Raw genomic sequence first — 25,707 nt, 5'->3', positions numbered from 1 at the left:
GGCTTCGCATGGCACTGGAGGCCGTGGCCGTCGCCGTCGGTAAGGCGCTGGGCGGGCACCTCGCCCAGACCTGGCTGACCGGGCGGTCCGCCGAGCGGGAGCGGAGCCGGGACCTCGTCGACCTGATGCAGTCCAGGTTCCCCGACCGGATCGTGCGCCGCCGGTTCGAGCGGCAGATCGACGACATCGCCGACCAGGTCGCCGAGCGGCTGCTCACCCTGTGCGGGCACGAGTACGGCGGGCTGCGCGAGAACGACAAGACCGCCGCGCTGGCCGAGGTCGCCCAGACCCTCGCCGGCGCCGACCTGTCCGACCGGGCGCTGCTGGCGACCGACCTGGATCCGGTGCGCCTCGCCGCGCACGTACGGGCCGGGCTGCCGCGTCGCGCGCTCGACGGGCAGCTCGGGGAGGCCGGGGCGCGGCTGTACGACGTCGTGCTGGACGAGTGCTGCGACTGCTTCGCCCGCATCGTGCAGCAGCTGCCGCAGTTCGGGCCCAGGGCGTCGACCGAGACGCTGGCACGGCTGACGGCCGTTGCGGATCAGGTGTCGCTGCTGCTGGCGCGCCTGCCCGTCCGCACGCTGGACGCGCCGGAGGGCACGGCCACCGACGAGGCCTTCCGGCGGCGCTACCTCGAACACGTCAGCACGACCTTGGACGTCCTGGAGCTGTTCGGCGTACGGGTCGAGCGCTACCGGCCCCGCACCACGCTGAGCGTGGCCTACATCAGCCTCAGCGTGTCCACGGACGAGGACTCCGCCGATCACACCCGGTCGCGGCGGTCCGCCGTCCGTTCACTGCCGATCGACGAGTGGCGCAAGGAGGAGACGCAGGCCGCGGAGGCGACGCTTCGGGTCGAGACCGCGCTGGGGCGCGCGCCGCTGACCCTGATCCGCGGCGAAGCGGGCTCCGGTAAGAGCACATTGCTGCGCTGGCTGGCGATCTCCGCGGCACGCGGCACTTTCACCGGGGACCTCGCGGACTGGAACGGCTGCGTGCCGTTCCTGGTCAAGCTGCGCAGCCACACCGGCGGGACGCTCCCGTCGCCCGAGCGCCTCCTCGAAGGCGTCGCCGACCCGATCGCCGGGCTCATGCCGGCGGGCTGGGCGCACCGGGTGCTCGGCAGCGGCCGGGCGCTGCTGATGGTGGACGGGGTCGACGAGCTGCCGGGCGCGCGCCGCCGAGCCGTACGGCCGTGGCTCAGCGGGCTGCTCGCGGCGTATCCGGGGCTGCGGGTCGTCGTCACCTCACGGCCCGCGGCGGCGGGCGCCGACTGGCTGGCGGGGGAGGGGTTCGCGACCGCGCTGCTGGAGCGGATGACCCCGGCGGACGTCAAGGAGCTGATTCGGCACTGGCACGAGGCCGTACGCGACGCGGGCGACCTGCCCTGCGCCCCCGAGCAGCTCCCCGGCTTCGAGGCGGCGCTGCTGGCGCGGCTGGAGTCGGCGCCCCACCTGCGGGCCCTCGCCGGGAGCCCGCTGCTCGCCGCGATGTTGTGCGCGCTCAACCTCGACCGGGAGAAGCAGCTTCCCCGCGACCGGATGGGCCTGTACGCGGCGGCGCTGGAGCTGCTGCTCGAACGCCGCGACGTCGAACGGCAGATCGCGGTCGACGACGTCTTCGTCCTCGAACGCGCCCAGAAGATGCTGATCCTGCAGGACCTGGCCTGGCGGCTGTCGATCACTGGGCGGACCGAGCTGCCCAAGGACGCGGTGGTCCGCTGGATCGGCACCAGGCTCGCGACGATGCCGAGCGCGCCCGCCGACGCCGCGGCGGTGCTCGACCACCTGCTGGAGCGCAGCGGCGTGCTCCGCGAGCCGGTGCCCGGGCGGATCGACTTCGTCCACCGCACCGTGCAGGAGTACCTGACGGCCAAGCAGTTCGCCGACGACGGCGACCTCGAACCCCTGCTCGCCCAGGCCCACAAGGACCAGTGGCGCGAGACGATCATCATGGCGGCCGGCCACGGCAACGCCCCACAACGCGCCGAGCTGCTCGGCGGCCTGTTCCGCCGGATCGAGGCCGAACCGCGCCACGCCCGCCGCCTCAAACTGCTCGTCGCCGGCTGCCTGGAGACCCTCCCTGCCATCCCGGCCGAGCTCCGGGACGCCGTCGACGCCTGCCTCGACGACCTCGTCCCGCCCCGCGACCTGGCTTCGGCGCGTTCCCTGTCGAACGTCGGCGAGACGATCCTCGACCGACTTCCCAAGAACCTCGATGGCCTGACCCCCGCCGCCGCGCGCGCCGTCGTCCGCACCGCCTGGCTGGTCAACGGCCCACGCGCCCTCGACCTGCTCGCCGGCTACGGCACCGAGGCACGGGACCTCGTTCAGGAGGAACTCATCAGAGGCTGGGAGTACTTCGACGCGGAAAACTACGCGCGTCGGGTCCTCGCCGAAACCCCGCTGACCGATGGGTGGCTGTCCGTGCCCTTGTCGCGGCTGCTGCCTGCGGTTCGGCACATCGGCCGGCTGACCTCACTCACCTGCTTCAAGGATGAGGTGACCGACCTGTCGTTCCTTCACCGGGTCGGGCACCCGCTGCGAGGACTGCAGGTCGCCCGGTTGCACTCCGGTGACCTTCGCCCTCTCGCCGCGCACAGCGAGAGCCTGGAAGAGCTGCACATCTCGACGCGGGCCGTCATCGACGACTTCACACCGCTCTGCCGGCTGCCGCGACTGACGGGTCTTCGCCTGTGGGCTCCCGAAGTCCGGAAGCTGGACTTCGTCGCGGATCTTCCCCAGCTCCGCACCCTGCTCTTGGGCCACCTGGACGAGGTGACGGACTTCTCACCGCTGAAGGCCCAGACCTCCTTGGAGACGCTCGGTCTCATCAACTGCGGGGCGTTGCGGGACCTCGATCGCCTTCCCCGGCTCGACGGTGTCCGTGATCTTCGACTGGTCGGGGCCGCCCTCACGTCCGGACTGGAAGATCTGGTCAGGCGGTTGCCGAACGTCCGCGAGCTGTACCTCAACGACTCGCTCTGGTTCGACGATCTACGGCCTCTGACCGGCTTGAATCTCACGGAATTGGGCCTTTGGGGCTGTGCGGCCGTCACCGACTTCACTCCACTGGCCGAGTTCCGGGACCTCGTCCATCTCGATCTCGAGGACACCGGGATACGCGACCTGACACCACTGGGCGAGTTGACGGGACTGGAGACCGTCTGGCTGCGCAACTGCCCCGCCGTGACCGACCTGACTCCGCTTCAGGGCCTCGGGAAGCTGCGTAGCCTCTACCTGAGGGACGTGACGCCGGGGATCGACCTGGCGCCGCTGGCAAGGCTGAGGCGGGTCACCGTCTACATCGAGCGGGGGCAGGACGTGCGGAACGGGCACCTGCTGGGACGGCGGCTGCGGGTGGGCTGACGTTCGGCTGATCAGTCGAAGACGATGACGGAGCGGGCGACCGCGCCGGAGCGTACGTGGTCGACGGCGTCGTTGATCTTGTCGAGGGGGACGCGTTCGCTGACCAGGCTCTCCAAGTTGAGGCGGCCGCGGCGGTGCAGGTCGGCGAGGAGAGGGAGGTCGCGGCGGGGCACGGCGTCACCGCCCTGGGTGCCCATCAGGCGGCGGGAGGCGAACAGCGCCTGCGGGGGGATCGACAGCGGCCGGCCGGCGGGCGGGCTGCCGACCATCACGGTGGTGCCGCCCGGCTGCGTCGCCGCGAACGCCTGGGCGATCGCGGCGATGTCGCCGGTGACGTCGAAGGCGTAGTCGGTGCCGCCGCGTACGATCTCGCCGACCTGGGCGGGCAGGTCCTCGGTGGCGAGGATCGTGTGCGTCGCGCCGAACTCCTCGGCCAGCGTGAGCTTGGCGGGCACGACATCGGCCGCGATGATCGTCGTGGCGCCCGCGAGGACCGAGCCCTGGACGACGTTGAGGCCGACGCCGCCGCAGCCGACGACCAGCACGCTCGCCCCCGCCTCGACCCGTGCGGTGTTCAGGACCGCGCCGACGCCGGTGACGACCGCGCAGGCCGTCAGAGCGAGCAGGTCGAGCGGCGCCTCGGCGCGCACCTTGACGCAGGCCGCCTCGCCGACCACGGCGTACTCCGCGAACGACCCGATCCCGATCATGGGCCGGGCGGGGACGCCGTCGACCGTGAGCCGGGTGGTGCCGTCGCCCATCAGGCCCGTGATCGCGTTCAGCCGGGCACGGCCGGAGCACAGGTGCACACGGCCGCGTGAGCAGTTGCGGCAGCGCCCGCACGGGCCGTTCATCGCGATGATCACATGGTCGCCGGGCCGTACGCTCGTGACGCCCGGCCCCACCTCGGCCACCACACCGGCGCTCTCATGGCCGAGAACGAGCGGCGGTTGCCGCGCGACCGGGCTGTGGCCGTCGAGCGCCTTGAGGTCCGAGCCGCAGACCCCGGATGCCGCGATCCGCACGAGGACCTCACCGCCGCGGGGCGGCTGAATCCGTATCTCGGTCAGGTCCATCGGGACGCCGAACTCCCGGACCACCGCCGCGCGTGCCATCCGTTCTCCCGCCATGGAGGGGACGTTAACACCAAGCATTTGCTTGGTCGAGTGACCGCGGAGATGGTGCGGTTTAGGATTCAGCTCGGTATCGAGGTGGGGCGGCCGGGGAGTGAGCGCGGCGAACGGGCCACGGGCACGGCACCTGGGGTCACCCCTCCGGCGAAGGAGGTCCCGTGACCGACGCTTGGGCGGCCATGCGGCGGGTGTTCGAGGAGCGCGGGCGGCAGGAGGTCGACGAGACACGGGTCACCGGCCTCGCCGAGTTGGCCGCGCGCGTTCGGGAGCTGTCGGAGCTGGTCGTCCTGACCCGCGCCGGCCGGGACGAGGTCGCCGCCGCCGCCCGCGAGGTCGAGCTGGCGACCCGGCGGCTCGCCGAGGCCGGCCGGGGCGTCCCGCCGGGCGCCGACGTGGACGAGGGCGGGGCCGTCCGCCAGCTCGGCAGCCCGGTCACCGGCGCGCTCAACGTCCTCGCACCGCCGCTGGAGATCGGCGTGCTGCCCGACGGCACCGCGCGCAGCGAGTTCACCCTCGGCGTGCTGTACGAGGGCCCTCCGGGATTCGTGCACGGCGGCGTGTCGGCGATGATCCTCGACCACCTGTCCGGCGCGGCCGCGTCCGCCAACGGCACGCCCGGCATGACCGCGGGGCTGGACCTGCGCTACCGGCGGCCGACACCGCTGGGCGTTCCCCTGACCGCCGAGGCCAGGACGGTGCGGGTCGACGGGCGCAAGACCTTCGTCGAGAGCCGCATCACGGGGCCGGACGGGCAGGTCACCGCAGAGGCGACCGCGGTGTTCGTCATGCCGGCGCGCTGACGGGGTGCTCAGCGCGGTGGGCTGAACGACGGCCCCCCGCCCGGCCGGCCGGGCTCGGTGTACGCCTCGAGCTCGGCCGCCATGCCGGCGAGCTCGAGTCCCTGCCGGGTCAGGTTGCGGCTCAGCGTGTCCATGATCGTCAATGTGACGTGCAGGAAGACGTCCGGTGCGAGCCGGCGGACCTCGTCGGCGTACACCCGATGGGACTCCGGGCTCCCCGTGAGCGCGGCGAACACCCCGGTGCGGACCCGCTGGCTCATCGACCGCCACACCTGCTCCTGCTCGGGGGTGGCACCCTTACGCCAGGGGCCGTCGTAGTCGAGCGTACGGACCAGGTCGCCCGCGGGCTCGGCCGCGCGCAGGTCCCACAGCACCGCCCAGAAGGCGATGAGCCAGTTCATGCCGGTGAGGACCCGCAGCGGGTCGGTGTCCAGCGCGCCGAAGAGCTCCGCCTGCGGTCCGCTGACCCCACGGAACGCGAGTGCCTCGAGCCGGACGATGTCGTCCATGGCCAGCAGGTCGGGAGGCGGGCGGCGCAGCACCGTCGAACGCCCGGACACGAGATCGCGCAACTCGACCATGTCGGCCTCGGTTAGGCGCAACCACGTGTACGACCCCGGCACGATCACATCGTAGGACGCGATCACGACGATGGGGATGCCATCAGGCTCAGGTGGACGGCCGGCCGTCGTTCACGTCGACGGACCCACCGCCGCCCGCCCCGGGCCGGGCAGGCCAGGGGAATTCGCACCGAGGCTTCTCCGGGGAACGCGCTCCGTGCCTTCCGTGTTTTCCTTTGGTGTCATGTTACCGTCTGCTCTGGAAGAGGCCCGATCTTCATCAATGGTGCTTTGTTGGGAGGCGCTTCGCGGCGTTCTCGTCATTCCGATGTGGACGAAATGCCGCGTTGCACGGAAATGGTGAACCAATGCGTGATCCCCGGATGAACGCCGCGGTCTTTACCTTCCTGAGGACGGTGCCGGGCTCGGTCGCCGTCGGGTCATTGAGCGTCATCGTCGCCGTGGCCGTCTCGTCCCTCGCTCCCGTGCGGGCCGCCTCGGGGCGCGGGGTGTCCTCGTCGCCCAGTACGGGCGCCGGGGTGCCGGGTCCCGCCGCCCCGGCGGCGATGCGCCGAGTCCGCCGGGCCGCTCCGCGCGTCGTCGCCCCGCGGGGTCCGAGGCCGGGCCCGCGGCCCGCCGCCGGCCCGTCCGCGAGCCCGACTCCGTCACCCACCGCGACCGTGACGGCCTCACCCACCGTGACGTCCTCGGCCACTGCAACGGCCACTGCCACGGCGACGGCCACGGCGTCGGCGTCGGCGTCGCCCACCGTCAGTCCGGCGCCGGCGCCGGAGTCCAGCGGCATCACGGTGTCGATCGGTGCCACGCCCAGCGCCTCGGCCTCATCGGCGGCCTCCGCCTCACCGACGCCGACGGCGTTCCCGAGGCCGCGCCGTCCGTGGCTGGTGCCGCTCCGGACGCGCTGCGACCCCCGCGTCTACTTCCGCCTTCGCTACACGAAACCGGTCGACCTCTTCGTGCCGAACTCGTACTTCGTCGACGGGCCCGGGGGCGACATGCAGGTCTGGCTCAGGCGCGTGCATACGGTCAGACTCCATGTCGAATTGGAGAAGGAAACGGCCGTCGATACCAACATCCAGAACTTCGTCGCCCGCGTCAGGAAGGACCTGCACCCGGAGGTCGAGGAAGAGCACTCCATTGAAAGCGGGCATCAGTACACCGTTCACGTGACCAAGGGAATGATCGGGCATGTGCGTTATCGGGTGTTCGGCCTGCGGGTCGGGTTCGAGGAGTGGAAGATCTACCACGACTGTGGCCGGCTCATGATCAACTCGGGCACCGCGGTCTTCCCGACGATCCGCGAGGGCTGGAAGTTCTGGGAGACGAAGCACTGGCCGTCCGCGTTCGGCGGTCGCGGCGTTGGTGCCGGTGCCGCCGGCGGTCGCCGCAGGCGCGGGACGGGACGTGTCGGCGGCGTGATAGCGAACCGGACGCTGAGGGGCCGCCGGACGACGAATCTAGAGCGGCTGGTCACCTCGGGGCCGCGCGGGCCGCTCCGCCGTCACCAAACGAAGTTCCCGAGCGAGACCGCCGGCGAACGCAAGTGACCGGCGATTGACAGCCGCCGGAGGGCTTCCTACGCTCACACCAAGCGTGCGCTAGGTTGGGTGGAGGTCGCGTGACGGCACTGGCCACGGACATCGGCGGCACCTTCACCGACGTGGTCCTCGTCGCGGACGGCCGCGTCCACGTCGCCAAGACGCTCACCACCCCGGACGACCCGGCGGAAGGGCTGCTGCGCGGCGTCCGCCGGGTGCTCGCCGACGCGGGCGTCGCGCCCGCGTCGGTCGACCGGTTCACGCACGCGACGACGCTCGCCACGAACGTCATCCTCGAACGCCGGGGCGTGCCCGTCGCGTTCGTCACGACGCGCGGCTTCGGGTCGATGCTCGTGCTCGGCCGCCAGGCGCGCGTCGAGGAGGAGCGGTACGACCTGGCGTTCTCACCGGGCGAACCGCCGGTGCCCCCGTCCCGCGTCTTCGAGGTCCCCGAGCGCGTCGCCGCCGACGGCACCGTCCTGACCCCGCTGGACGAGGCCGCCGCCCGGCGGGTCGCCGAGCGCGTCGCGGACCTCGGCGTCGCCGCCGTGGCGATCTGCCTCCTCCACTCCTGCGCGAACGACGCGCACGAGAGACGGCTCGCCGCCCTCCTCGCCGAGCGGCTTCCGGCCGGCACCCCCGTCGTGACCTCATCGGAGGTCTGGCCGGAACTCGGCGAGTACGAACGGGCGACGACCACGCTGATGTCCGCGTACGTCGGTCCCGTCATGGGCGCCTACCTGCGGCGCCTGCGCGACCGCCTGGCCGAGGCGGGGATCACCGCGCCGGTGCACGTCATGGAGTCGGCGGGCGGGGTGCTGCCGGCCGAACTCGCCGCCTCCCGCGCCGTCTGCACGATCGAGTCCGGCCCGGCCGCCGGAGTGATCGCGGCCGCCCGTGAGGGCGCCCGGCACGGGCTCACCGGCCTCATCTCCTTCGACATGGGCGGCACGACGGCCAAGGCCGGGCTCGTACGGGACGGGCGCCCGGGCGTCACCCACGAGTTCCAGGTCGGCGGAAAGGGCAGCTTCGGCGGCCGGCGACCGGGCACCGGCGTGCCCATCAAGGTCCCGGCGATCGACCTGGCCGAGGTCGGCTCGGGCGGCGGCTCGATCGCCTGGGTGGAGGCCGGCACGCTGCGGGTCGGGCCGCGGTCAGCCGGAGCCGCGCCCGGCCCCGCGTGTTACGGGCGGGGCGGCACCCTGCCGACGGTCACCGACGCCGACCTGGTCCTCGGCTACCTCGCCCCGGAGGGCTTCGGCGACCTCCGGCTCCGTCCCGGTCTCGCCGAGGACGCCCTCGCCCGGCACGTCGGCAAGCCGCTCGGTGTCGACGTCGTCGAGGCCGCCGCGGCGGTGCACGACATCGCCGGCGCGCAGATGGGGACCGCCGTGCACGTGGTGACGGTGCGGCGGGGCGTCGACCCGCGCGGCTTCACCCTCGTCGCCCTGGGCGGCGCGGCGCCGACGCACGCAGCCGGCCTCGCGGAGCGGGTCGGCATCCGCCGGGTGCTCGTCCCGGCGCGCTGCGGCGTCGGCTCGGCCGCCGGGCTGCTCCACGCCGACCTGGCGATCGAGCGGTCGCGTTCCTTCCTCGCTCCGGCCGCCGCCGCCGACCCGGCGGCGCTCGAGGCCGTGCTCGCCGGCCTGGAGGCGGCCTGCCGCGCCGACCTCGCCGTCGGCGGTGCCCGGGGCGGGGTCACCCGGTCCGTCGGCATCCGGTTCGCCGGGCAGGCGCACGCGTTCACCGTCGGCCTCGGTCCCGGACCGGTCACGCGCGAGGCCGTCGACGCCGCGGTGGAGGAGTTCTACGCGCGGTACCACGAGTCGTACGGCATCGACCTGCGCGACCCGGCCGAGCTGACCGTGGCACGGGCGCGCGTGTCCCTTCCCGCGGACGCGCCGGACGTCCGCGGGACGGACCCGCCGCGGCCGGCGCCCGGACGGACCCGGCGGGCCTGGTTCGGCGGCGCGTTCCACGAGGTCCCGGTGCGCGAGCGGACCGCCTGCGTCCCGGGCGAGCCGTTCACCGGTCCCTGCGTCATCATCGAACCGCAGGCGTCGCTGGTCGTGCCACCCGGCTGGCACGGCGTCCTCGACGACCACGGCGCCGTCTCGCTGGAGAGGGGACCGGAATGAGCGCGCCCGATCTGACGGCCGAGATCCTCCGGGGCGCCCTCCGCGCCGCCGCGGAGGAGGCGAGCATCGTCGTCGTCCGCTCGGCGTACTCCACCTTCATCGTCGAGGGCGCGGACGCGGCCGCCGCGATCCTCGACGCGAACGGGCGCCTGGTCGCGCACTCGCTGTCCACCGCGATCGTGCAGTGCGCGAGCCTGCGCAGCGCCCTCCCGTACGTCCTCGACGCCTACCCGCCGGCCGGCATGCGCCCGGGCGACGTCTTCTGCTCCAACGACGTCTACCAGGGCGGTGTGCACGCCAACGACCTCCTGGTCTTCCGGCCGGTCTTCGCCGGCGGGCGCCCGGCCTACTTCACCGGAACGCTCATCCACGTCGCGGACCTGTCGGGACTGTCCGCCGGCGGAATGGCCGGCGACGCGACCGACGTGTTCCTGGAGGGGCTGCAACTGCCGCCGGTCCGGATCGCCACCGCCGCCGGGTGGGACGAGGGCCTCATCCGGGTGCTCGCCGCCAACAGCCGTACGCCCGACCGGCTGCTCGGCGACCTGCGCGCGCTGGTCGCCGGGGTCAACGTCGCCGCGCGCCGGGTCGAGGCGCTCGCCGCCGACCGGGACCTCGCGGCCGGGATCGACGGCTACCTCGCCCACACCGAGGCGCGGATGCGCGAGGAGTTCGCGCGGCTGCCGAGGGGCACGTACACGGGGGAGTACGCCGTCGAGGACGGCGACGAGCGGCGCCGGGTCCGCGTCGCGGTGACCGTGCGCGACGACGGGGTGCTCGTCGACTTCGCGGGCACCGACCCGCAGGTCGCCAGGCCGGTCAACTCGGGGTTCTCCCAGACGCTCGGCGGCGTGATGTACGCGCTGCGCTGCTTCGTCGATCCGGCGCTGCCGATGAACGAGGGCTGTTTCGCGCCGGTCGAGGTGCGGATGCCCGAGGGAAGCCTGGTCAACTGCACGAAGCCGTACCCGGGCGGCGGGCGGTGGGCCACCGTGGCCGCGGCCGAGGAGGCCGTCTTCGCCGCCCTCACGCGGGCGCTGCCCGGCAGCGGCGCGGCGGCCTCCGCCATCCTGCAGGCCTTCAGCATCAGCGGCGCGACGCGGCCGTGGCTGCACATGGCGTTCGAGCTGGGCGGCATGGGCGCGCGGTACGGCCGCGACGGGCCGGACGCGACCGGGGCGCTGTTCGGCGGCGGGCGGAACATCATCCCGCAGGCCGAGCCGATCGAGGCGCGGCTGCCGGTGCGGATCGAGGAGGTCGCGCTGATCCCCGACTCCGGCGGGCGTGGCCGCTGGCGGGGCGGGCTCGGCACGCGCACGGTCATCCGTGTCCTGGAGGACGCGCTCGTCGACACGCGCGGCGACCGGCTGCGCGACCCGCCCGCCGGGGCGGAGGGCGGCGGGCCCGGCCGTGCGGGCGGCTACTTCCGCGAGCGTCCCGACGGCACCCGCGAGCCGCTGCCGCCGAAGGCGACGCGCTCCCCGCTGCGCGCCGGCGAGGCGCTCGTCGTCGAGACCTCCGGCGGCGGTGGCTACGGCGATCCCGCCGAGCGCGATCCGGACGCCGTGGCGCGGGACCTGCGCGAGGGGAGGGTCACCCGGTGAGGTTCGGCGTACCGCTGGGGCTCGTGCACCCCGGGATCTGGCGGGACCTGGCGGTCGAGGCCGACCGCCTCGGCTTCGAGTCGGTGTGGATGCCCGAGCACCTCGTGTTCGCCACCGACCTGTCGACCGCCGCGTACCCCGGGACCGGCCGGCCCGGCATCGTGCCGTCCACGCCGCTGTTCGACGCCCCGGCCCACCTGTGCGCGCTCGCCGCGGTGACGGAGCGGATCCGGCTCGGCACGGCGGTGTACCTGTTCGCGCTGCGCCATCCGTTCGTCGCGGCGCGGGCGTTCGCGACGCTGGACCACGTCTCCGGCGGCCGCGCCATCGCGGGCGTGGGCGCCGGGTGGTACGCGGGGGAGTGGCGGGCGGCCGGGATCGACTTCGCGAGCCGGGGACGGCGCCTGGACGAGGCCATCGACGTCACCCGCCGCCTGTGGACCGAGGACGTCGTCGAGTACCACGGCGAGTTCTTCGACTTCGGCGAGGTCGCCTTCGAGCCCAAGCCGCGCGGCATCCCGATCCTCGCGGGCGGGGAGTCGCCGGCCGCCCTGCGCCGCGCGGCCACGCGCTGCGACGGCTGGATCGGCATGCCGCACACCCTCGAGTCGGTTCGCCCGCTGCTCGACCGGCTGCGGCGCCGGCTCGCCGGCCGGGACCGGCCGTTCGAGATCACCGTGCACGCGTACGAGCTGGCCGGGCCGGAGGAGGTCGGCGCGTGGGCCGCGCTGGGCGTGGACCGGCTGATCGTACGGCCCTGGACGCGCACCGGCGAGGCCCTCGGCGCGCTACGGCGTTTCGCCGGGGAGTACGGGATCGAGGGGCGCTAGCGCGCCACGGGATCGGGGGACGTCGGCGCGCTCTTCGCCCGCCGGATGGGGAGGGCGGGGCCGGCCCCGCTGCCACCCGGGGCCGGCCCCACCGCCGTCTCATCCGACCGGACGCGCTCGGTCGCCGAAACGGTTACCCAGGACCGGCCCGCGATGGCTGCCGCAGGAGCGCCGGCCTCATATGCCTACTATATCGGTCGGGATTGCAAAGTAAAGCCCCGTGCTCCGCGATGTCAGCGGGAGGCGAGGGCGGTCAGGACCGACTCGTACATGACCGTGCGGATCTTGGCGACCGTTCCGCCGTCCTTGGCGGCCAGCGGGGCGGCGATGCCGAGCGCCGCGGTCAGGACCTCGGCCTCCGGGACGTACCGCTGGACGATCCCCGCCTCGCACGCGTCCGAGGCGTCGTAACGGCGGCCCGTGAGCATGGCCTCCTGTGCGACGAGGCTTGGCAGCCGGGCCTGGATCAGGGCCGCCATGCCGGGGGTGAAGGGAATGCCGAGGTCGACCTCGGGCAGGCAGAAGTAGCCGCGGTCGCTGCGCATGACGCGGTGGTCGTGGGCCAGGGCGAGCATGGCGCCGGCGGCGAACGCGTGCCCGTTGATCGCCGCGACCGTGGACATCGGCAGGGTGAGGAACCGCGCGAGCACCCGGTGGACCCGACCCACGTAAGGCTCGAGCCGATCGGGGTTCTCCGTCAGCCACTCCAGGTCGAGGCCGTTCGAGAAGAACTTGCCGGTGCCGATCGTCACCAGGGCGCGCGGGCCCTCCGCGGCCTCCAGTTCGTCGAGGGCCTTCTCGAGCTGATCGAGGAAGCCGGGGCTGAAGCGGTTCTCGCCCTCGTCCAGGCGAAGGATGCGAACGTCCCCGTCCCGCCGCAACTCGATCATGTCGTCTCTCCCATTACTACCGATGAGTAACTGCCGGGACGAGCATCTCATCTCCGTGCCCCTCGCGGCAGGGGCGTCGGTGGCGCGAGAAGGGCGGAGGCCGTGACGCCCGGACATCGGCCGGACCGGCCCGTCCTCGCCCGGGTTTCGGCCCCGCGGCGACCGGCATGCCCGATAGCCTGGAGGCCAGTCGCGTCCGGCGGGAGCGTTCCCCCGAGCACCCGAGCACCCGAGCACCCGAGCAGAAGAGGGACGGCATGAGCCAGGAGTCCGGATCCGTCGAGATCCTGTTCGTCGACGGCGCCGACGTGCCCATCAAGCACAAGCACGCCGACCGCATGGTGGTCATGCGCGACGCCGCCAAACCCGACGGTGACGCGCTGTACTACACGCCCGCCGAGTGGGAGGCGTTCATCCTCGGCGTCAAGGACGGCGAGTTCGACGACATGGTGGAGGACGCGCCGGCCCCCTCACAGAGCTCCTGACGGAGATCCTCACCGGCCTGCTCGCCGCGGCGGCCGGTCTTGTCCTGCTCTGGCTCGTCCTGCTGATCCTCCTCGCGCTGGCCCGCCCGGAGAGCGGCGCCCTCGGCGACGCCGTTCGGCTGCTGCCCGACCTGCTCCGGCTCGTCGGCCGGCTGGCGCGCGACGCCACCCTGCCCGGCGGCGTACGCCTCCGCCTGTGGCTGCTGCTCGCCTACCTGGCGATGCCCATCGACCTGATCCCCGACTTCGTCCCCGTCCTCGGCTACGCCGACGACGCGATCCTGGTCGCGTTCGTGCTGCGCTCGGTGATCTGCCGCGCCGGCCCGGAGGCCGTCGCACGCCACTGGCCGGGCAGCGAGGAGGGGCTGCGGGCCGTCCGCCGCCTCACGCGCACCTGAGCGGCCCGCGAACGGCGGTCAATCGTCCCGCAGGACCCGATCCCGTCGGAGCTGCGCCGAGACCCGGCGCGGATCGCCCGGCGGCAGGACCGCCACCAGCTTCGTGAGGATCTCCAGGTCGTCGTCCGCCACCTGCGCGTAGCACCACAGCGCGTCGGCATCACCCCGGTACAGCAGCTGCCGGCGCAGCTGCGCGGTCAGCTCGTCCCGCTCCGCCTGTACGGCCGGAGAGTCCGAGCGGGGCAGCAGCGGCCCCGGATACAGGCGCACGGCCGACGCCACGTCCCCGGCCGCCAGCAGCCGCCGTACCGTCAGGAAGTCGGCCTCCACCTCGCAGTCCAGGCGGTACGGCTTGGCCCGGACGATGTTCCCGAGCTGCCCCCGCAGCCGATGGATCTCCGCGCGGACGGTCACCGGGTTGCCCTCGTCGCCGTACAGGTGCAGCGACGACTGCTCACAGGTCAGGCCGCTCGGGTGCAGCGCCAGCACCGCGAGCAGCTCGGCGTGCCGCAGCGACAGGGGAATGCGCCGGCCGTCGAGAAGGGCGCAGGGCTGTTCGTCGCCGAGCAGCCGCAGGGTGAGCGAGCACCGCTCGTCGGAACCGGCGGCGCGCAGGAGGTACGCCTGCCCCAGTGTCTCCGCCACCGCGGTGCGGCCGTCGGGCAGCGCGACCCTGCCCCCGGCCTCCGGGACCACGACCCGCCCGCCACGCCACCCGTCGGGCTCCGCGGCCAGGATCCGCCCGGTCGTCGTCACCAGGGCCCGGGTGTCCCCGCGAACGTGCCGGTGGTATCGGGCGCGCAGGCACTCGTCACGGTGGTTCATCTCCACCGTCAGCCAGGCCTCGGCGAGCCGGGCGGCCGCCTCCACGAGCGCGACCACGGCCGGGTGTAGCGCGTCGACCGTCGCGCTGATGTCCACGCACCCGATCACCTCACCGGTGTCCGGGTCGACGACCGGCGCGCCGGCGCACGACCACGGCTGGAGGACGCGCACCAGGTGATCGGTGGCCTGGACGTAGGCCGGAGCCCGGGTGCTGAGCGCCATGCCGATGCCGTTCGTGCCGATGGCCTCCTCCGACCAGCGGAACCCCTCGATCAGCCCGACGGCGTCCGCCCGCCGCCGTACGTCACTCGGACCCTCGCTCCACAGCACCCGCGCGTCGCCGTCGGTGATCACCATGAGCTGGGTGGTGGCGTCCGCGACGCGGCGCAACGTGTCGCGCAGCCGCGGAAGGTGCCGGTCGAGGGGATGGGCGGCCCGTACGTCGGCGACCCGGGCGGCGTCGATCGCCTGCGGCGCCGCGCTCATCTCCGGGTCGACGCCCGCCTCCAGCGAACGGCGCCACGACTCCCGGATCATCGGACGGTCGGCGCGGGCCGGCCCGGCGACCGCCGCCTCGTGCGGCGCGGCGGTCCGGAGATCACAGTCCGCGGGGTTGTCGCACACGTGGCTGCTTCGCATGGCGCTTCTCCACTGGGGGCGTGTCTGCCCCGAGCATTGGGGCTCCGGACCCTGGCCGCAAGCGATTCGGCCAAACTGGCGACCTGGGATCATCGCCGTGGGTCATCGCGCGATTGCAACGTGCTTGCAACCCTGCTTCGGCTACCGTACGTTCCGCGACCGCAACGGGGCGTCACCTTTCCGTCCCGGGCCGCGGTCGTCCGTGGCGGTCAGCCCGGACCCGTGAGAGGGGACGGATCCGGTGCGCCGCGCACGCGCCCGCCGCCGTTGGGCCCGCCGGGAGAGGAGTGCCCCGGCGGCGGGCGGCCAATCCCCGCTCACTCCGGACGGAACCGTTCTCGGTCACTCGGGCGGAGACCCCCCGTCGTTTCAGGCGGGGGCACCCTCGGTCGTTTCAGGAGGGGGCATCTCGGTCGCTTCGGGGCGGAGGCGGCCTCGGTCACCCCCCGGAGGGGCCCGCCGCGCCGTAGAGCAGGAGGCGGAGCGCCTCCGCCGTGCCGGAGGGGTCCCCGGTGGCCAGGCGGCGGACCGCCAGCCCGTAGAGCAGCGCGACCACGGTCGGGGCCTTGGCCTCCGGGTCGGGGATCTCCAGGGCCGTCAGGATCGCGGTCGCCAGCTGGTCGTACGCCTCGACCGAGCGGACGGCGGCCTCCCGGACCAGCGGATCGCGGGACGCGTGCAGGTGCAGTTCGAGGGTGGCGACCTCTTCGGGGCCGTCCGGCAGGTCGGCGATGGCACGCTCGGTCTCGATGACCGCCTGTTCCGGGCCGATGCCCTCGAGGCGCGCGGCGACCTCGCTGATCCGGCGGATCTCCTCGTCGACGTACCGGCTGAGGGTCTCGCGCAGGAGCTCGGCCTGGCTGGGGAAGTGGTAGGTCAGCGAGCCCAGCGCGACGCCGGCGGCCGTCGCGACGCGCCGGTTGGTGACCGCGCCGACACCGTGCTCACCGATCAGCCGCAACGTGGCGAGCAGGATGCGTTCTCGTGTGTCTTCCATCGCGGGGCAAGTCTGGCGTATTCGGGCCTTCTCCTCGAAGCCCTTCTCGGATTATCGTTCGTTCGAACGAACGAAACCAGTCCTCGGGGGATCCTGTGATCGAAGGACTCACCGCAGACGCCGCCCGCCTGGCCCGGGGAGAGGTCTCCGCCCGCGCGCTGGTCGAATACTCTCTGGACCGCATTGAGCGCGACACGCTCGGCGCCTTCCGCGTCACCTGCGCCGAGCAGGCCCTGGAGGAGGCGGACCGGGCCGACCGGTGGCACGGGCGCGAGCGCCCTCCGCTGCTCGGCGTCCCCGTCGCCATCAAGGACGACACCGACCTGGCCGGGCACATCACTCCCTTCGGCTGCCGCGGCAGCCACGAGCCGAAGACCGCCGACAGCGAGGTCGTACGGAGGCTGCGCGCGGCCGGCGCGATCATCGTGGGCAAGACCAACACGAGCGAGCTCGGGCAGTGGCCCACCGGGGAGACCGGCTTCGGGACCGTGCGCAACCCCTGGAACCGCGACCGCACGCCCGGCGGGTCGAGCGCGGGTTCGGCGGCGGCGGTCGCCGCAGGCATGGTCTCCGGGGCGGTCGGCTCCGACGGCGCCGGCTCCCTGCGCATCCCCGCCGCGTGGACCGGGCTCGTCGGCCTCAAGCCGCAGCGCGGCCGCGTCTCCATCTGGCCGTACATCGACTCGTTCTACGGCATCGCGGTCGCCGGCCCCCTGACCCGTACGGTCGAGGACGCGGCCCTGCTCCTGGACGTGCTCACCGGGAACCACCCCGACGACATCCACCGGCCGCCGGCCCCCGCCGAGCCGTACCGGCGCGCCGCCGAACGCGAGCCCGGACGGCTGCGGATCGCGTTGTCGTTCCGTACGCCCTTCGGCGTGCCGTCGGCGGTCGACCCGGAGATCAGGGCGGCGGTGCTGCGCCTCGCGGACGTGCTCGCCGATCTGGGGCACGACGTGTTCCCCGCCGACCCGGACTACGGCCTGATCGGCCTGAACTTCCTCCCGCGCGGGACCGCGGGGGTCGCCGACTGGCTCGAGGCGACCCCCGACGCCGAACCCGAGCCCGCGACCATCACCGAGGCCTTCCTCGGCCGGCACTTCGGGCGTCGGCTGGTGCCCTTCGCGCGCCGCGTCGAACCGCGGATGGCTCGCCGGATCGGCCGGATCTTCGAGCGCGCCGACGTCGTGCTCACTCCGACCACCGCGCGGCTCCCCCTGCGGATCGGCGCGCTGACCGGCCGCGGCTGGCTCGCGACCGGCCACCTGGCCGCCGGGTCCTGCCCGTTCTGCTGGGCGTGGAACGTCCTCGGCTGGCCGGCCATCGGCGTGCCCGCCGGCCTCAGCGCCGGTGGCCTGCCCATCGGCGCGCAGTTCCTGGGCCGGGCGAACGACGAGGCCACCCTGCTGTCGCTCGCCGCCCAGCTCGAAGCCGCCGAACGCTGGCCCGACCGCCGCCCCGCCGACCTCGAGAGCAGCGTCCGCGGCGTCGCCTAGCGGCGCGGTCATGGGTGCCGCCGTCGCGGTCTCATCGCCGCCGCTGTGGTCACGTTGCCGTTGTCACTGACGAGGTGACGACCGGTTCGCCGGGTCTGTCGCGTCACTGCCGACGCCACAGTGGCTGATCGATTCGGCCGGATCCTTCGGCCTTGTCAGTCTTGGCGGTGCGTTTAGGCGATCCGTCCCTTCAACGGGTAATCGCCGGACTTCGGCGGCGTAGCTTGGCGGATGTGGCGTCCTTCAGCGGTCGGAGGCGGTCGAGGGAGCTCGCGGCGCTCGTCGGGGCGCTCGCTCCGATACCGGGCATGGTGCTCGCCGGCTGCGGGTCGCCGGGCGTACGGACGGCGGCGTACGACAGGACGGCGAGCCCCCCGGCCTCGGCGGCGCAGCGCCGGATCACGGTGCCGGGCTCCTTCGACGACTACACGCGGCAGACCGGCCCGGAGGCCGACCGGGTCGTCCAGACCATCCGCGACGCTCAGGCGAAGCAGAACGCGGCGTACGCGGCGAAGATGAAGATCGGGGTCTACCAGCGGCGCGGCAACGCCCAGCAGCGGATCGCCTTCCTCGGGCTGGCGGCCGGCGACCATCCGGCCATCGCCCAGGAGCTCCGGGCGAACCCGCCGTCCTTCGAGGTGGACTCGGCCCTGGCGGCCATGCCGCTGAGCGGTCCCAAGGACTACCCGCCGGGAGCGTTCGGCGGCGTCCTGCGCTGTGCGGCGGGAGCACAGGGTGGCGCCGGCTGCGCGTGGGGCGACGGCTCCACACTGGGCGTGGTCGCCGGCTCGGGCACCTCGGCCGACGAACTGGCCAAGGCGACCGTGGCCCTGCGCAAGGCCGCCGAGCGCTGAACGCGGACTCGAGCGGACGTCTTCGGCCGAGCGCTGAACGCGGGCTCGGGTGGAGGGCTTCCGGTGAGCCTCGCCCGTGTCTCAGCGGATGTCCTCGGTCCCGGTCATGAGACCCGCCTCGTACGCGAGGATCGCGGCCTGGACGCGGTTGCGCACACCGAGGCGGGCCAGGACGGCGCTGACGTACGCCTTGACGGTGCCCTCCACCAGATGCAGGCTGCGGGCGATCTGCGCGTTCGAGAGGCCGGTGCCGAGGAGGGCGAGGACCTCGCGTTCACGGCCGGTGAGGGACTCGACACGCGACCGGGCCGCGGTCCTGCGGGACAGCCCCTCGCGGTTCAGCTCGGTGATGACCCGCCGCGCCACCTGGGGAGACAGGCACGCTCCGCCGTCGGCGACGGCGCGCACGCCTCCGATCAGCTCCCGGGGGTCGCCGGTCTTGAGCAGGAAACCGGCGGCGCCGTCGGCGAGGGCCCGGACGATGTACTCGTCCTCGCCGAACGTCGTGAGGACGACCACGGCGGTGTCCGGGACCGCACGCCTGATCTCCGCTGCGGCGGCGAGGCCGTCCAGCCGCGGCATCCGGATGTCCAGCAGCGCGACGTCCGGCCGGTGCGCGCGGGTGAGCTCGATCGCCTCCCGCCCGTCGGCCGCCTCCGCGACCACCTCGATGCCGGAATCCGTCGAGAGGATCGCGCGGACCCCGGCACGGACCATCGCCTCGTCGTCGGCGAGGAGCACACGGATCATCGATCAATCATCCCTTCGGCAGCCGGTCGGCGGGCGTGATGACGTCCTTGGCCACGAGGCGGCCGTCCGCGAAGCACAGCCGGTAGACGTCTCCCACGCCGAGGGGATTGCCGTCCGAGCGGTAGTACCGGCAGGACGCGCCGGGCGGGGCCGCGGGTCCGGAGCCGACCGGTGCGTCGATCATCTCGACGGGCGGCAGCTCGATCGACGAGCGCGGCTCGCCGACCCGCAGCCGTTCGAAACGCTCGGGGCCGAGGACGGAGTTCTCGGTCGTGTACAGGTAGTAGCCGAGGAGCGCGACCGCGAGGCCCGCCGCGATGGACAGCGGCACCATGAGCGCCGTGACCAGGCCCCGCCGGGCCTGACCGCGCGCCCGCGCCAGGCCGAGCAGAGAGTCGGAGCCGCCCGCGTCGTCACCCGGGGACACGGCGGGTGCCGTGTGCGGCAGCCGTGCGCGCACCTCGAACCCGCCGTCCCGGCGTTCCGCGCGCAGTGTGCCGCCCGCCAGCCGGGCGCGCTCGCGCAGTCCCACGAGTCCCAGGCCGCCGCCCGGTACGGCGGGCGGCGCGCCCTCGGGTGGTGGTCCGTTCGTCACGGTCGCGACCGTCTCGTCCGCAGATCGCGCCAGTCGTACGGTCACCGCGCTCCCGGGAGCGTGCTTCGCGGCGTTGGTCAGCGACTCCTGGACGATCCGGTGGACGGCGTGGCCCGCCATGTCCGGGAGCGGCGCGAATCCGCCGTTTCCGCGTTCATCCAGCAGTTCGACCGTCATGCCCGACGCGCGGGCGCGGTCGACCAGGTCGGTGATGTCCTCCCGGGCCGGGACCAGCGGCGCGGCCGGCTCGTGCGGTCCGTCGAGCGGTGGAGCGGAGTGCTCGCGGAGCACGCCGATGATCTCGCGGAGCCGCTCGGTCGCCGCCGCGGCGCTCGCACGGAGTTCGCCCGCCGCGGCGCGATGGTGCCCGGCGAGGTCGGGCGCCATCTCCAGCGCGCCCGCGCGCAGGGCGATGAGGCTGAGTTCGTGGCCGAGCGAGTCGTGCATGTCCTGGGCGATGCGGCCGCGTTCGCGCAGACGCTCCCGGTCGGCGATGATCCACTGTTCGCGTTCGAGCCGTTCCGCGCGCTTCAGCCGGCGCGCACCAGCTCCTGCTGGAGGCGCCGGTAGCGGCCGATCAGCCATGGGCACATGACCAGGAAGATCAGCGCGAGGGTCAGGTCGAACCAGGTCACCGCCCACCGGGTCGCCGATCCCTCGGCGGCTCCGACCGCGACGGCCAGGACGAGCTCCAGCACGGCCACGGCCACGAACGACAGCAGCACGGGCCGGTCGCGCGGCAGCCGCCGTCCCGCCAGGTGGCTCAGAACCGGCAACGCGACGACGTAGGCGAGGGGGAAGGGACCCGGCCGGACCGCGACATACGCCCACTGCAGGAGCGCCAGGGCCGCCGCCCCGTACAGCGCGGCGAGCGGGCGGGGCCGCGCGGCCGCGACGATGCCCCCCGTGGCGGCCAGCCCCGCCGCCACGACGGGCCACGGCGCGCCGACCCCGCCCTGAGCCGCCCTCTCCGCCACGATGGTGAGGGCCAGAAAGCCCCACAGCGGCGCGTCCCTGACCGATCTGTGCACGGGCGAACGGTACAGGCGGGCGGATCCGTGTCGATACCGACGAAAGTCAGTTCCCGGGATCCCGCGGTGGCGTCCGGCGGCGCGGCGGAGCCGGTGGACTCGCACCTCCTTCGACGTCGGCCCTCGTGAACCGGACGGTGGGGCCGCGCGGTCAGTAGCCGGCGCCCGTGAGCATGCCGCCGTCCACCAGGACCTCGCTGCCGGTGCAGTAGCCCGCCTCGTCCGAGGCGAGGAAGACCACCAGCCCCGGCACCTCCTCCGCCTTGCCCATCCGCTTGAGGGGCAGGGCGCCCAAGAACGCCTCGGCGCTGCTCGCGGTCGCCGCGACGACGTCCGGATCCATGGCCATCGCGGTGAGGATGGCACCCGGGTGGATGGAGTTGACCCGGATGCCGTACGGGCCCAGCTCGCGCGCCGCCGCCTTCGTCAGCCCCCGGACGCCGAACTTGCTGGCGCTGTAGGCGGCCAGCCCGGCGGCGCCGATGAAGCCCTCGGTCGAGGACACGTTGACGATCGACCCGCCGCCGGCCGCCCGCATCGGCTCGATGACCGACTTCACGCCGAGCCACTGCCCGATGAGGTTGACCTCGATGACCCGCCTGCACTCCTCCAGGGTCATCTCCTCGATCGGCTTGTGCTTGATGATCCCGGCGTTGTTCACCAGCACCGTGAGGCCGCCGAAGGCCGTCACGGCGGCCTCGACGGCGTTCCGCCAGTCGTCGGGCCGGGTCACGTCCATCGGCACGAAGCGCGCCGCGTCGCCGAGGTCGGCGGCGAGCCTGCCGCCCTCCTCCTCCAGGACGTCGCCGAAGACCACCGCGGCGCCCTCGGCGACGAAGCGCCTCACGTGCGCCCTGCCCATTCCTCGCGCGCCGCCGGTGATCAGCGCGACCTTGCCGTCGAGTCTGCCCATCACACCTTCTCCCGCCGCTGATCGCGGACCTTGGCGGCCGCGACCGCCGTGGCCGCCGCCTCGATGCTCCGATAGGTCGCCACGCCCGCCGAACGGGCGATCGCCCGCAGCTCGTCCTCGACGCCGGGCGGGGCGTACTCGGCGTTGCGCAGCACGAGGGTCACCCTCATCCAGGCGGCCCCGCGCTGCAGTTCCCCGACCGCGTGGGCGTACGCGAGCAACGGGCCGGCGCTGTCGCCGAACGTGAAGAAGCTCTGCACGTTCACATGGACGACGACGTCCGGGTACGGCCGCCGCGCGGCCCGCTGGATCGCCGTGACGCCCCGTCTGACGAGGTCCGGGCTGCCGCGCGGGCCGACCGGGATCTCCAGGGGGTTGCCGGGGACCGCGCCGACGGGCAGGCCGAGGTCGACGCCGGGCGGCGGGGGCAGCCCCAGTCCGGCGCGGTCGAGCGCGTCGGCGGCGAGCACGCCGGCCCCGCCGCTCGGCCCGATGACGAGGACGCTAGGAGACGCGGGCACGTCCCGCCCGGCGTGCAGGTCGAGCAGGTCGAGCGCGCCGATCAGGTCGTCCTGGCCGGTCACCAGCGGCAGGCCGGCCTGCCGGGCGAGCGCCGTCCAGATCCGGGCGTCGCCGACCATCGCGCCCGTATGCGAGGCGGCGGCCCGGTGACCCTGCGCCGAACGCCCCCCGACGAGGGCGACGACCGGCTTGGTCACCGCCCGCAGCGCCTCGAACAGCGCCCTGCCGTCCCGGGGGTCCTCCAGGTACAGGCCGATCACCGAAGTGCCGGCGTCACCGGCGAGGTGATGCAGCAGCTCGGCCGGTCCGACGTCGGCGCTGTTGCCGACCGTGGCCACTTTCGAAAAGGCCAGGCCACGGCGCTCACCGACCCTGACGACCTCACCGGCCAGCCCGCCGCTCTGCGAGATGAGCGCGATCCGCCCGGCGGGGCCCGGTCGCCCGCCGATGAACGTCTGGCCGCCCGCCGGAGAGTAGACGCCCATGCAGTTCGGACCCAGCAGCCGTACGCCCGCCTCGCGGGCGGCGGCGACGAGCCGCTCCTCCAGGCCGGCCGCGCCGGTCTCCCGGAAGCCGCCGCTCATCACCTGGACGAAGGGGACGCCGTGGGCCTCGCGTACGACGTCCGGGCACCGCTCGGCGGGCACGGCGACCAGCGCGTAGTCGACGTCGGCCTCCGTCAGGGAGGGCACACAGGGAACCCCGTCGATCTCGTCCGCGGTCGGGTGGACGGCGATGAGCCGGCCGGAGTACCCGGCCGCGCGGTAGAAGCCGAGGAACATGTTGCCGAAGTTCGGCCGCTTGGCGGAGGCGCCCACGACCGCGATGCCGCGCGGCGCGAACAACCGGGTGAAATCCTGCGGCGGCCGCCCGCCGGCCGGCCCGGCGGAGGCCGGGCGCAGGAGACCGGGGGTTCCCTCGGCGGTGGCCGGGTTGGCGTGGCCAGGGATCCCCTCGGCGGTGGCCGGGTTCGCGTGGCCGGGGGTTTCCTCGGCGGGGCCCGGGTTGGCGTGGCCGGGGGTTCCTTCGGCGGGGGCCGCATGCGCGAGGGCGGGTCGCCTCCCGGCGGGGGAGGGGCGCAGGAGGCGGGCGTCCACCGCGACCGCGCCCTCGGGCGTGCAGATCACCGGGTTCAGCTCGAACTCCGTGAACCCGTCGCCCAGGCTCTCGACCACGCCGCCGGGGCCGCCGACGGCGAGCAGCACCTTGATGAGGGCGTCCCGGTCGGCCGCCGGCGAGCCGCGGAGGCCGTCGAGCAGGGCCGCGCCGCGCAGCCCGGCGAGCATGTCCCGGGCGTCGTCCTTGGTGATCGGGCACAGTCGCAGGGCGGTGTCGCGGAGCACCTCGGTCCAGACCCCGCCGAGACCGGCCAGGAGCACGGGTCCGAACGACGGGTCGCGGACGGCGCCGACGATCACCTCGACGCCCGGCGGCGCCTGCTCCTCGACGAGGTAGCCCTCGACCACGCTCCCGGCGCCGGCGAGCGCCGCCCCGATCGCGGCGGCGGCCCGCGCGGCCTCGGCCGGTGAGCCGAGGCCCAGCCGCATGGCGCCGGCGTCGCTCTTGTGCACGAGCCCGGGGCCGTACGCCTTGACGACGAGCGGCGGGGCCAGCCCGCCCGCGGCGGCGGCCACGTCCTCCGCGGCCCGGGCGGTCGCGCCGCGGGGTACCGCGATCCCGAACCCGGACACCAGGTCCTTGACGACGTGCTCGGCGACCACGCCGGGCCCTCCGAGGCCGGTCACGGCCGCTCCAGGCGATCGGCGTAGCGGGTGCGGATCTCGCGGCGGAGCAGCTTGCCCGGGCCGCCGGAGGCGTCCTGGGTGTGCGGCAGCTCGTCCGCCACGACCACGAGGTCGGGCGTCTGGTGGGCGGGCAGCCGGGCGGTGAGCCGGGCCCTCAGGTCCTCCGGGTCGAGGCTCGCGCCGGCCCGGGGGACGACCGCGACGAGGACGCGCTGCTCGACCGCGTCCTCGCCCTCCGGCTGCGCCGGGACGCCCACCACGCCCGCCTCCGCGACGCCGTCCAGGTCGAGGGCCGCGTCCTCCAGGGCGCTCGGCTGGGACCAGACGCCGCCCTTGAGGATGGCGTCCTCGCGGCGGCCGAGCACGGTCAGGAAGCCGTTCTCGTCGAGGATGCCGAGGTCTCCGCCGACGTACCAGCCGTCGCGGAGCACCTGCGCGGTCAGGTCGGGGAGCCCGTCGTAGCCCTGCATGAGGTTCGGCCCGGTCAGGTTGATCTCGCCGACGCGGTCGACGAGCCGCTCGCCGTCCGGGCCGGTCACGCGGACCGCCGTGGAGGTACGGGCCCGGCCGACGGAGGTGATGTCCTGGCTGCCGTCGTCCTGGCGGCCGATACAGGTGTAGGGCGCCTCGGTCTGGCCGTAGTAACTGAAGATCGCCGCTCCGGGCAGCCGCTTCATGATCTTCTCGCGGAGGGAGGGGAGCAGCGGCTCGCCGCCGAGCACGATCGCGGTCAGCGACGACAGGTCCGCGCCGGCGTGCTCGTCCAAGCCGAGCAGGGCCGAGAAGAAGCTGGGGATCAGGCTGACGTGGGTGACGCGCGCGCGCGGTACGACCGTGCGGAAGTTCGCCGGACCCCAGTCCTGTTCGAGCACCAGCCGCATCCCCGCGTAGAACGCCGGGCCGACCAGCGCCGGGAAGCCGATGCCCCAGATGATCGCGCCGGTGCCCATCACCGAGCCGGCGCCGTGCGGGATGTCCAGCCAGATCTGCGCGGACGCCAGGCTGGAGGCGTGGGTGTGCCGGACCGCCTTGGGCAGGCCGGTCGTCCCCGACGTGTAGAACAGCGCCATCAGGTCGTCGCCGTGGCCGCCCAGCGGCGGCTCGTCCTCCGCCGCCGCGGCCGCCAGCGCGTCCAGGTCGGCGGTGTCCGCGGCGGGGCCGCCGACCCGGAGCCACAGCCGCACCTCCGGAAGCCTGGGCCGTACGGCCGCGACGAGCCTCTCGACGCTCGCGTCGTACACGAAGGCGGTGCACTCGGAGCGCTCGACGACCTGCGCGAGGGTGTCCTCCGGCCAGTAGGGGTTCAGCGCGCAGACCACCGAGCCGAGCTTCATCTGGGCGAGGTAGACCTCGGCGACGTTCAGCGTCTCGTTCAGCAGCGACGCGACGCGCTGCCCGGGGCGGATCCCCGCCTCCAGCAGCGCGTGCGCCACCCGGTTGACCTTCTTGTTCAGCCCGTCGTAGGTGATGTTCGTCCGGCCGCAGTAGGTCAGCGCCACTTTGCCGGGGGTGCGCAGCGCGCCGGCCGTGAGGATCGCGTGCCCGTAGTTGCCGAAGGGGGATCGCGCCACTGGG

22 protein-coding genes are annotated in these 25,707 nt (G+C 73.9%); 10 read left to right on the top strand and 12 right to left on the bottom strand.

From position 1 onward, the window contains the following. Nucleotides 1-8: 8 nt before the first annotated feature. The gene (locus NE235_RS16475) at nt 9-3,368 is read left to right on the top strand and encodes an NACHT domain-containing protein (protein WP_252803694.1); all 3,360 of its coding nucleotides are present in this window, start codon (nt 9-11) and stop codon (nt 3,366-3,368) included. A gap of 11 nt (nt 3,369-3,379) precedes the next feature. Here the strand turns inward: NE235_RS16475 and NE235_RS16470 are convergent, their stop codons facing one another. Next, on the bottom strand, nt 3,380-4,498 hold the full coding sequence (locus NE235_RS16470; protein WP_252803692.1) for an alcohol dehydrogenase catalytic domain-containing protein: 1,119 nt from the start codon (nt 4,496-4,498) through the stop codon (nt 3,380-3,382). A 161-nt stretch (nt 4,499-4,659) separates the two neighbouring features. On the opposite strand from NE235_RS16470, the gene NE235_RS16465 reads away from it, so the two are divergent. Next, the gene (locus tag NE235_RS16465) at nt 4,660-5,301 is read left to right on the top strand and encodes a PaaI family thioesterase (RefSeq protein ID WP_252803690.1); all 642 of its coding nucleotides are present in this window, start codon (nt 4,660-4,662) and stop codon (nt 5,299-5,301) included. Nucleotides 5,302-5,309: 8 nt separating this feature from the next. Here the strand turns inward: NE235_RS16465 and NE235_RS16460 are convergent, their stop codons facing one another. Together NE235_RS16460 and NE235_RS16455 are read right to left on the bottom strand one after the other, a co-directional pair. Then, the gene (locus NE235_RS16460; RefSeq protein WP_252803688.1) at nt 5,310-5,924 is read right to left on the bottom strand and encodes a hypothetical protein; all 615 of its coding nucleotides are present in this window, start codon (nt 5,922-5,924) and stop codon (nt 5,310-5,312) included. A 217-nt stretch (nt 5,925-6,141) separates the two neighbouring features. Further along, entirely contained in the window at nt 6,142-6,687 is a 546-nt protein-coding gene (locus NE235_RS16455) for a hypothetical protein (RefSeq protein WP_252803687.1), read from the bottom strand. 190 nt (nt 6,688-6,877) lie between these two features. On the opposite strand from NE235_RS16455, the gene NE235_RS16450 reads away from it, so the two are divergent. The 4 genes from NE235_RS16450 (at nt 6,878) to NE235_RS16435 (ending at nt 11,992) form a co-directional block, all read left to right on the top strand. Further along, a complete protein-coding gene (locus NE235_RS16450; RefSeq protein WP_252803685.1) occupies nt 6,878-7,429 on the top strand; it encodes a hypothetical protein in 552 nt (183 codons plus the stop codon). Between the two features lie 71 nt (nt 7,430-7,500). After that, nucleotides 7,501-9,558 carry a hydantoinase/oxoprolinase family protein gene (locus tag NE235_RS16445; RefSeq protein WP_252803683.1) on the top strand — a complete coding sequence of 686 codons (2,058 nt, stop codon included), beginning with the start codon at nt 7,501-7,503 and terminating at the stop codon, nt 9,556-9,558. Further along, nucleotides 9,555-11,162 (top strand): hydantoinase B/oxoprolinase family protein, encoded by a 1,608-nt coding sequence (locus tag NE235_RS16440; RefSeq protein ID WP_252803681.1) that lies wholly within the window; start codon nt 9,555-9,557, stop codon nt 11,160-11,162. Before NE235_RS16445 ends, NE235_RS16440 begins: the two co-directional genes overlap by 4 nt. Then, on the top strand, nt 11,159-11,992 hold the full coding sequence (locus tag NE235_RS16435; protein WP_252803679.1) for a TIGR03619 family F420-dependent LLM class oxidoreductase: 834 nt from the start codon (nt 11,159-11,161) through the stop codon (nt 11,990-11,992). The genes NE235_RS16440 and NE235_RS16435 overlap by 4 nt, the downstream gene beginning before the upstream one ends. Before the next feature lie 233 nt (nt 11,993-12,225). On the opposite strand, the gene NE235_RS16430 is transcribed toward NE235_RS16435, so the two are convergent. Beyond that, a complete protein-coding gene (locus NE235_RS16430; RefSeq protein ID WP_252803677.1) occupies nt 12,226-12,882 on the bottom strand; it encodes an enoyl-CoA hydratase/isomerase family protein in 657 nt (218 codons plus the stop codon). 167 nt (nt 12,883-13,049) lie between these two features. Between NE235_RS16430 and NE235_RS16425 the strand changes: the two genes are divergently transcribed. After that, nucleotides 13,050-13,367, top strand: a complete 318-nt coding sequence (locus tag NE235_RS16425) for a DUF397 domain-containing protein (protein WP_252803675.1) — start codon at nt 13,050-13,052, stop codon at nt 13,365-13,367. Next, on the top strand, nt 13,283-13,765 hold the full coding sequence (locus tag NE235_RS16420) for a YkvA family protein (protein ID WP_252803673.1): 483 nt from the start codon (nt 13,283-13,285) through the stop codon (nt 13,763-13,765). The genes NE235_RS16425 and NE235_RS16420 overlap by 85 nt, the downstream gene beginning before the upstream one ends. Nucleotides 13,766-13,783: 18 nt before the next feature. Here the strand turns inward: NE235_RS16420 and NE235_RS16415 are convergent, their stop codons facing one another. After that, nucleotides 13,784-15,229: a helix-turn-helix domain-containing protein gene (locus NE235_RS16415; protein WP_252803671.1), complete on the bottom strand. Its 1,446-nt coding sequence runs from the start codon at nt 15,227-15,229 to the stop codon at nt 13,784-13,786. A 439-nt stretch (nt 15,230-15,668) separates the two neighbouring features. Further along, nucleotides 15,669-16,226 (bottom strand): TetR/AcrR family transcriptional regulator, encoded by a 558-nt coding sequence (locus NE235_RS16410; protein ID WP_252803670.1) that lies wholly within the window; start codon nt 16,224-16,226, stop codon nt 15,669-15,671. On the opposite strand from NE235_RS16410, the gene NE235_RS16405 reads away from it, so the two are divergent. Both NE235_RS16405 and NE235_RS16400 read left to right on the top strand, forming a co-directional pair. Beyond that, on the top strand, nt 16,214-17,722 hold the full coding sequence (locus NE235_RS16405) for an amidase (RefSeq protein ID WP_308206089.1): 1,509 nt from the start codon (nt 16,214-16,216) through the stop codon (nt 17,720-17,722). The two genes, NE235_RS16410 and NE235_RS16405, sit on opposite strands and share 13 nt — an antisense overlap. 308 nt (nt 17,723-18,030) lie before the next feature. Continuing rightward, a complete protein-coding gene (locus NE235_RS16400; RefSeq protein WP_252803667.1) occupies nt 18,031-18,576 on the top strand; it encodes a hypothetical protein in 546 nt (181 codons plus the stop codon). An 81-nt stretch (nt 18,577-18,657) separates the two neighbouring features. Here the strand turns inward: NE235_RS16400 and NE235_RS16395 are convergent, their stop codons facing one another. The 6 genes from NE235_RS16395 to NE235_RS16370 form a co-directional block, all read right to left on the bottom strand. Continuing rightward, on the bottom strand, nt 18,658-19,326 hold the full coding sequence (locus NE235_RS16395) for a response regulator (protein WP_252803666.1): 669 nt from the start codon (nt 19,324-19,326) through the stop codon (nt 18,658-18,660). Nucleotides 19,327-19,333: 7 nt separating this feature from the next. Then, a complete protein-coding gene (locus tag NE235_RS16390; RefSeq protein WP_252803665.1) occupies nt 19,334-20,506 on the bottom strand; it encodes a sensor histidine kinase in 1,173 nt (390 codons plus the stop codon). Further along, nucleotides 20,452-20,952: a hypothetical protein gene (locus tag NE235_RS16385; protein ID WP_252803664.1), complete on the bottom strand. Its 501-nt coding sequence runs from the start codon at nt 20,950-20,952 to the stop codon at nt 20,452-20,454. Before NE235_RS16385 ends, NE235_RS16390 begins: the two co-directional genes overlap by 55 nt. Nucleotides 20,953-21,103: 151 nt before the next feature. After that, complete coding sequence (locus tag NE235_RS16380) at nt 21,104-21,865, bottom strand: glucose 1-dehydrogenase (RefSeq protein WP_252803663.1); 762 nt, start codon at nt 21,863-21,865, stop codon at nt 21,104-21,106. Continuing rightward, on the bottom strand, nt 21,865-24,132 hold the full coding sequence (locus NE235_RS38200; RefSeq protein ID WP_252803662.1) for an acetate--CoA ligase family protein: 2,268 nt from the start codon (nt 24,130-24,132) through the stop codon (nt 21,865-21,867). The genes NE235_RS16380 and NE235_RS38200 overlap by 1 nt, the downstream gene beginning before the upstream one ends. After that, nucleotides 24,129-25,703: a class I adenylate-forming enzyme family protein gene (locus NE235_RS16370; protein ID WP_252803661.1), complete on the bottom strand. Its 1,575-nt coding sequence runs from the start codon at nt 25,701-25,703 to the stop codon at nt 24,129-24,131. The genes NE235_RS38200 and NE235_RS16370 overlap by 4 nt, the downstream gene beginning before the upstream one ends. Between the last annotated feature and the right edge of the window lie 4 nt (nt 25,704-25,707).

The sequence above is a fragment of the Actinoallomurus spadix genome (assembly GCF_024055725.1).
GTDB classification, from domain to species: domain Bacteria; phylum Actinomycetota; class Actinomycetes; order Streptosporangiales; family Streptosporangiaceae; genus Actinoallomurus; species Actinoallomurus spadix.
The sequence above is the reverse complement of the archived record's forward strand: the minus strand, read 5'-3'. Positions and strand labels throughout refer to the sequence as shown.